General features: G+C 70.8%; 7 protein-coding genes. 4 read left to right on the forward strand and 3 right to left on the reverse strand.

The window, feature by feature from the left end:
* Positions 1-407: 407 nt before the first annotated feature.
* Positions 408-545: a hypothetical protein gene (locus ACFV4G_RS42605; protein ID WP_380448908.1), complete on the reverse strand. Its 138-nt coding sequence runs from the start codon at positions 543-545 to the stop codon at positions 408-410.
* On the opposite strand from ACFV4G_RS42605, the gene ACFV4G_RS42610 reads away from it, so the two are divergent.
* From ACFV4G_RS42610 to ACFV4G_RS42625, 4 genes are all read left to right on the forward strand, one after another.
* Positions 544-1,005 (forward strand): MarR family winged helix-turn-helix transcriptional regulator, encoded by a 462-nt coding sequence (locus tag ACFV4G_RS42610; RefSeq protein WP_380448910.1) that lies wholly within the window; start codon positions 544-546, stop codon positions 1,003-1,005. The genes ACFV4G_RS42605 and ACFV4G_RS42610 overlap by 2 nt on opposite strands.
* A 78-nt stretch (positions 1,006-1,083) precedes the next feature.
* Positions 1,084-1,629: a YciI family protein gene (locus ACFV4G_RS42615; RefSeq protein WP_380448912.1), complete on the forward strand. Its 546-nt coding sequence runs from the start codon at positions 1,084-1,086 to the stop codon at positions 1,627-1,629.
* 154 nt (positions 1,630-1,783) lie between these two features.
* Entirely contained in the window at positions 1,784-2,227 is a 444-nt protein-coding gene (locus ACFV4G_RS42620; protein ID WP_380448914.1) for a hypothetical protein, read from the forward strand.
* Between the two features lie 152 nt (positions 2,228-2,379).
* Positions 2,380-3,867: an SPFH domain-containing protein gene (locus tag ACFV4G_RS42625; protein WP_380448916.1), complete on the forward strand. Its 1,488-nt coding sequence runs from the start codon at positions 2,380-2,382 to the stop codon at positions 3,865-3,867.
* Positions 3,868-3,993: 126 nt separating this feature from the next.
* Here the strand turns inward: ACFV4G_RS42625 and ACFV4G_RS42630 are convergent, their stop codons facing one another.
* Both ACFV4G_RS42630 and ACFV4G_RS42635 read right to left on the reverse strand, forming a co-directional pair.
* The gene (locus ACFV4G_RS42630) at positions 3,994-5,340 is read right to left on the reverse strand and encodes an MFS transporter (RefSeq protein ID WP_380448918.1); all 1,347 of its coding nucleotides are present in this window, start codon (positions 5,338-5,340) and stop codon (positions 3,994-3,996) included.
* Positions 5,341-5,522: 182 nt separating this feature from the next.
* On the reverse strand, positions 5,523-6,395 hold the full coding sequence (locus tag ACFV4G_RS42635; protein ID WP_380448919.1) for a N5-glutamine methyltransferase family protein: 873 nt from the start codon (positions 6,393-6,395) through the stop codon (positions 5,523-5,525).
* Between the last annotated feature and the right edge of the window lie 300 nt (positions 6,396-6,695).

The following is a 6,695-nucleotide window of genomic DNA, read 5'->3' on the forward strand; positions in this document are numbered from 1 at the left end:
GAGCCCGCCTCGCCAGCGCTCTCTCTCGCCCTCACACCCCCCCCCCCCCCCCCGGCATTCCGCGATCCGGCGGCACCAACCCCGCCACTCGGCGCCCCCCGACCCGAGCACACTCACAGGAAAGTCGACCCACCCGACTTCCCACGCACCAGCACTTCGTGATCCGGCGACAGCCGACGGGCTTGGGCAGAGCAGGACACGAACGTCAAAGCGCGGTTGCGGCGGCCGCTTCCCGCAGAGCGAAAACCGCGCGTTGGGCGATCGGGTCGCCAAGCTCGAAAGCCGCCGTTTCGACCTCCCGCTCAGCAAGCCGACGCAGTGACCGGATCGCTCGGACGCGGTCGGTGTCGAAGACGCCCGGCATGATCCGGCCGACGGCCGAGCCGGTGTGGCCCCGTGCCAGTGCGTCAGCACGATTCGCCGCGGTCGGCGTCCACCAGCACCTCCTCGATCCGCGCCGCGCAGCCCGCCGCGCCGGGTACCTCGTGGCGGCCGTGCCACGCCCTTGACCTCAACCGCGCTTGAGGTCCTAGCTTGGCGATCATGACGACCGCAAACACCCCGAAGAACGGCACCACCGCCCTCGGCCAACGGCCCATCGCCCTGGTCGCCTGGGGCGCCACCGAGGCGATCCTGCGACACTCGCAGGCGGCCCTCGCACGCATCGACGTGACCCAGCCCCAGTGGTGGGCGCTCAACAACATCGTCCGGGCCGAGCAGGGCCTCGCCAGGGCGGAGATCCGCGCCGTGGCCGTGCCCTACGGCATGGGCCCCGAGGTGATCGTCCACGCCGTGGACGCCCTCGTGCACCGGGGCTGGCTCGGCATCGGCACGGACGACCGGCTGACCCTCACGGAACAGGGCCGTGAGGGCCTGACGACGGCGAAGGAACACATGGACCGGGTGCGGACGGAGTTCCTCGGCGACATCACGGAGGAGGAGTACGCGGCTGCGGTCGCCGTGCTCCAGCGCATCACCGACAACCTGGCCCAGGAGCCGGTGTAGCAGTACTGGGCCCAGCGCCGTGCGCAGGAAGTCGACCGGGCCGACTTCCTGCGCACTCACATGCGGGACCATACGGTCATGGAATTTCTCTGCTACCACCGCGACCGGACCGGTTCCCTGCCGCTGCGCCACGAACTGCTGGAAGACCACTGGTCCTACATGGACCGGTTCGCGGAGGAGATGATCGCCCGCGGCCCGACCCTCGACGACGACGGCGCGCCGACCGGCAGCATGCACATCGTCGACCTGCCCGGCCCCGCCGCCGCCCGTGCGTTCGCCTTCGAGGAGCCGGGCTACCAGGCCGGCGTCTACCGGGACGTGCTGCTGCGGCGGTGGCGCAACCTGCTCGGCCGCACCATGTGGGACTTCCCGGGCGGCCGGACCGGCGGCAACCGGTACCTGGTGCTCGGCCTCGGCACGGGCGAGGCGGCCGACCTCGCCGTCCCGGCCGACCGGGACGAACTGATCGCCTACGGGCCGCTGCTGTCCGACGACGGCGCCACCTGGCTCGGCACGGCGGCGCTGCTCCGCGCGCCGGACCGGGAGACGGCACGCGCCGTCCTGACCCCGGACCGGTACGCCCACATCGAGGTGCACGCCTGGCAGTTCGGCGGGCGGCGCTGACGACCCCGGGTGCTCGCCGACTACGAGCTGCACGGGGAGCCGCTTCCACGGGTCGGTCTCCGGTGGTTCTGGAACGCTTTCGCGCGGCGACCCGCCTGCACGGCCCGTCCTGATCAGCCACCTGAATCTCCAGACCACCCGTGGCTACGTCGCCGTGTTCGACGAGGACGTCGTGCGCCACTACATGGCCTACCTCGCCGAGCGGCGCGAGGTCAGGCCCGCCGAGGAGTACCGCGAGGCCACGACCGCCGAGTGGGAGGAGTTCGAGGAGCACTTCGACAAGCGCAAGGTCGAGCTCGGCTCCTGCGCCCGTCCCTATGGCACCCCCTGCCAGCACGAACACGCCTGCATCCGCTGCCCGATGCTCAACGTCAACCCCAAGATGCTCGGCCGGCTGAACGAGCTCGAAACCGACCTCCTCACCCGCCGCGAACGCGCGGAGGCCGAAGGCTGGTTCGGGGAGATCGAAGGTCTGGACCTCACCCTTGCGCTCCTCCGCTCGAAGAGGGACGAAACGGAGCGATTCACTCGCAGGCCCGTCATCGACCTGGGCATTCCCGCGCCACGAACAACCCCATCCCCACCGAAGACAGTTTGAATGCCGACATAGCCACGTTCGCCGCAAAGCGCTTTGCCCACTGGCCAGTTCATGTTCGTGAAGACAATCGCATCATGGGGTAGATCTGGAAGACTGCTGCCCGGCGCGAGCTGGCGTCAGGGCAGGGAACCTGGAGGAGGGGGAGAGCCGCTGTGGAGCCGGTCCTCATCGTTCTGATCATCTTGGTGGCGCTCGTCATCAGGACGTTGTTCAAAACGGTTTACATCGTTCGGGAGGCCAGCGCCGCCATCGTGGAGCGCTTTGGGCGCTACACCCGCACGCTAGACCCCGGTCTGAACTTCGTCATCCCGATCATCGACAAGGTTCGCTTCCGGGTCGACCTGCGTGAACAGGTCATGGCGGTTCCGCAGCAGCAGGTGGTCACGCAGGACAATCGACGCGTCGACATCGACATCTTTGTCTCCTACCAGGTGTCCGATGCAAGGGCCGCCACCTACGGCGTGACCAGCTACGTCCAGGCAATCGAGCAGCTCACGGTCGCCACGATGCGCCGCACCATCGACGGCATGGACCTCGAACGGGCCCTGAACTCCCGAGAGGAGATCACCATGGACCTGCTCGCTGCGCTTGATCGGGACACCGCCCGCTGGGGTATCCGGGTCCACCGAGTCGAGTGCAAGATGGGCGCACTGCCTACGCTCATCCAGGATCCGACACCGCAGCAGGCTCACGCTGACCGGTACAGGGGTCCCGTCGCCCCGACACATGGTGATGGGGTGGCGCCTGGTACGCCGCAATCGCCCGTGCGGTCGGGCATCGCCCCCGGGCACCGTCCGCTGCGGCAGGATGATCCTCGCCGTATCGGCCGCTACCGGCTGACGGCGGTACTGGGGCAAGGCGGAATGGGCACGGTCTACCTCGGCCAGTCGCCGGGGCAGCGCCTGGTCGCGGTAAAGGTCATCCGACGGGAGCTCGCCGAGGATACGACCTTCCGGAAACGCTTCGCCCGCGAGATCGAAGCCGCAGGCCTCGTCGGTGGGTTCCACACCGCGTCAGTGGTCGACGCCGATCCCCACGGCAACCCGCCCTGGCTGGCCACCGAGTACATCCCCGGCCCATCACTGCACGAGGTCCTCAGCCAGCAAGGGGCCCTGCCCCCGAGGACCCTGCACACCCTCGCTGTCGGCGTCGCCGAAGCGCTTGAGCGCATCCACGCCCGCGGCATTGTCCACCGCGACCTCAAGCCAAGCAACGTCGTCATCTCCAGCTCAGGACCCCGCATCATCGACTTCGGCATCGCTCGCGCCCTCGACAGCATCGGACTCACCAGTACCAACTATGTCCTCGGCACGCAGGGGTTCCTCGCTCCGGAACAGCTCACAGGCGCGCCGATCACACATGCCACGGATCTCTACGCCTTCGGCATGGTGTTGTGCCATGCCGCAGGAGCCGCGCCGCTCCCGGACGGCGAATCCCTGGAATCTGCTCTCAGCTTGTTACCCTCTCGGTTTGTCGGTGTCATCACCCGGTGCCTCGACCACGATCCCAGCCGCCGTCCGACTGCGACCGAAGTACTCGAACTGCTATCCCGAAGCGACCAGTCGACAGGCGATTGGTTGCCGCTCCCAGTGCGCACGATGGTTGACCTGTACAACCCTCTTGCCATCGCAGCACCTTGAAGCCCGCGCGCGTTCGATGGTGATCAATCTGCGGATTCGCCCTCCCAGTGGGCTCTGATCCGGTAGACCGCCTTGCGCGGCGCGAGTGCACCTGACGGACACCGTGTTGCATCGGAACCCAGGTGATCACCGGTGAGAGAACATTCGCCGCCGGACCGGCCCGCCGCATCGCCCGATTGAGTGAAGTACAGAGAAGCGCCCCACGTCGTAACCGTGGCGCTGCTGCTCGGCGTCAGGGCCTTCCGTCGGCTCCTCGTCGAGCGGGGCCGGGAGCGCGGAGTGGCGGCGGCCGCGCAGCCCGGTCGCGGCGGACAGGACGACGGGGGCCGCGGCCAGGGCGAAGCACACGGGCAGGGGCAGGCGCCCCACCAGCAGCCCGGCGCCGGCCGTCGCCGACGACGAGCCGGCGTTGAGGGCCGTGTTCACCCAGGCGCCCGCCTTGGTGCGCGTGCCCGGGCGGGCGCACTCGTCGGCGATCAGATACGCCGTCGTGACGGCCGGGGCCACGAAGAGCCCGCCCAGTGCCGCACCGACGATGAGCACGTAGGGGTGGGGCGACAGGCCGGTCGCCGCCAGGACGAGCCCCAGCGCGACCGCGAGCACCGACAGCCGGAGCCTGCTGGAGCTGCGCCACGGGACGGCGCCGTAGACGAGACCGCCGACGGCACTGCCCGCCGACAGCGCCGCCAGGACCCACGGCACCGCGTCCGGGACGTGCCGTGCGTCGGCGACCGCGATCACCAGGAGGTCCAGGGCTCCCAGCGCCATCCCCACACCCGCCGCGACGGCGATCGCCTGGCCCAGGCCGGGACGGCCGGCCGACCGGGCGGGCGTTCCGCCGTCCTCGGTCTTCCCCGCAGCGGCCCAGCCGCCGGCCGCCGGGGAGGTGGCCAGCGCGAGTGCTCCCGTCAACGCGAGGGCGGCGCTCACCGCGAGACCCACCGACGGCACGGCGACCTTCACCAGCACACCCACCAGCAGGGGTCCGGTGACGAACAGGAGCTCCTCGGCCACCCCGTCCAGGCTGTACGCGCGCTGCAGCAACCCTCGATCGGGGACGAGGGTGCTCCACAGCGACCTCATCACCGGCCCGAGCGGCGGCGTACTCGCACCGGCGGCCGCGGCCAGGACGCCCAGCACCGGCGCCGACGCGCCCGACCACGCGGTCGCCAGCGCCAGCGCGGTCAACAACGCCGCGTAGCCGGCGGCCATGACCGGCAGCACGCGGCGCGGACCGTACCGGTCCACCAGAGCGGCGCGGGCCGGAGAGAGAAAGACACTGGTCAGCCCGAACACCGCCATGACGCTGCCGGCTGCGGCGTACGAGTCGGTGGCCCGTCGGACCGCCAGGACCAGTGCCAGAGAAACCATTCCGTACGAAAGGCGGCCCAGCAGTGCCGCACCGAACGTCCGGCGGGCATAGGGGGTTCGCAGCACGGCCGCGTACGACCGTGCCGTGAGAGGCGAAGACATGAACGTGTTCCTCGGGAATGCGCGAAGACGTGTGCGTGGGCAGCAAAAGGCCGCGCCCGGACAGGACGCAGCGACGGCGGCTTCTACGCACAGAGGAGGAACATGCGGGCGAAGCTATCAGATCATGCAGCCGGAAGGGACCCCTCCCCCGCGATACGGGAGGGGTCCCTTCGTTGGCGTTCTCAGGCCTCGGTGCGGACGGCCGAGGAGTACAGCGGCCAGCCGTCCTGGTCCGGGCGGCACGTCACCTCGGCGAAGCGGCCGGACTCCCGCAGCAGCGCCGGCACCGTCGCGCCGTGCAGGTGCCCGTGCTCGACCACCAGCGCGCCGCCCGGCCGCAGCATCCCGGCCGCCGCCTCCACCACCTGCCGCACGACCCGCAGGCCGTCGGCGCCGCCGAACACGGCCTGGCGGGGCTGGTAGCGGCCGAATTCGTCCGGCACGTCGGCCGTGTCCGGCATGAACGGCGGGTTCGCGAGCACCAGGTCGGCCCCGGCCGCCAGGCCGGTGAGCGCGCCCGCCCGGTCCGCCGGGCCCTCGTGGACGGTCACCCCGGTGTCCCCGAGCGCGGCCCGACGGGCCGCGTTGCGGCGGGCGAAGTCCGCGGCGACCGGATCGAACTCGACCGCGTGCACCCGGGCGTCCGGCCGCGCGTGGGCGAGGGCCAGCCCGATCGCGCCGGAGCCGGCGCACAGGTCGACCACCGTCGGCGCCTGCGTCCCCGCGACGGCCTCCAGGCCGGCCGCGAGCACGAGCTCGCTGTGCACCCGCGGCACGAACACCCCCGGCCCGACGAGGAGTTCCAGCCCCCCGAACACGGCCCGCCCGGTCAGGTGGCCGAGCGGCACGCCGCCGGCTCTCCGGCCGACCAGGTCCCGCAACCGCCGCACCGATCTCCGGTCGAGCTCCCGCCGCGGATCCAGCCCGCCCGGCTCCACCCCGAGCACCCGCGCGGCCAGCTCCTCCGCCTCCCGCCGCGCGTCCGTCCCCACCGCGCCCTTCTCAAGTATCAGCACGGCCTCGTCGAGCAGATCCCCGAGCATCGTCGTCCCCATCCGTAGCCTCCAGGCCCCACCGCACGGCACCCACCGCCGCACGCTACCGCCAACTGTGCGGCCGCGGTGGCTAGGTGAGCGTCCAAATCTCTTGTCCGGAAAGGTGGTTGGACGCTCGGGATCCGACGGTCGGTCTGGAGTCCCGGCCGTTCGCCTGCCTCCGAAACATCATCTGCGTGCCCTCAAGCTCACTCGCATGAGCTCGATCAGAGCCTCACGGCTCGCGGAGTCGTCGGCTTGCGGTCGGCGAAGCGCGCGCAAACCGCGGCAAACCGCGACGTCGCGGGAGCCCGGGGTGGG

The organism is Kitasatospora sp. NPDC059747 (assembly GCF_042732955.1).
Taxonomy (GTDB): Bacteria; Actinomycetota; Actinomycetes; order Streptomycetales; family Streptomycetaceae; genus Kitasatospora.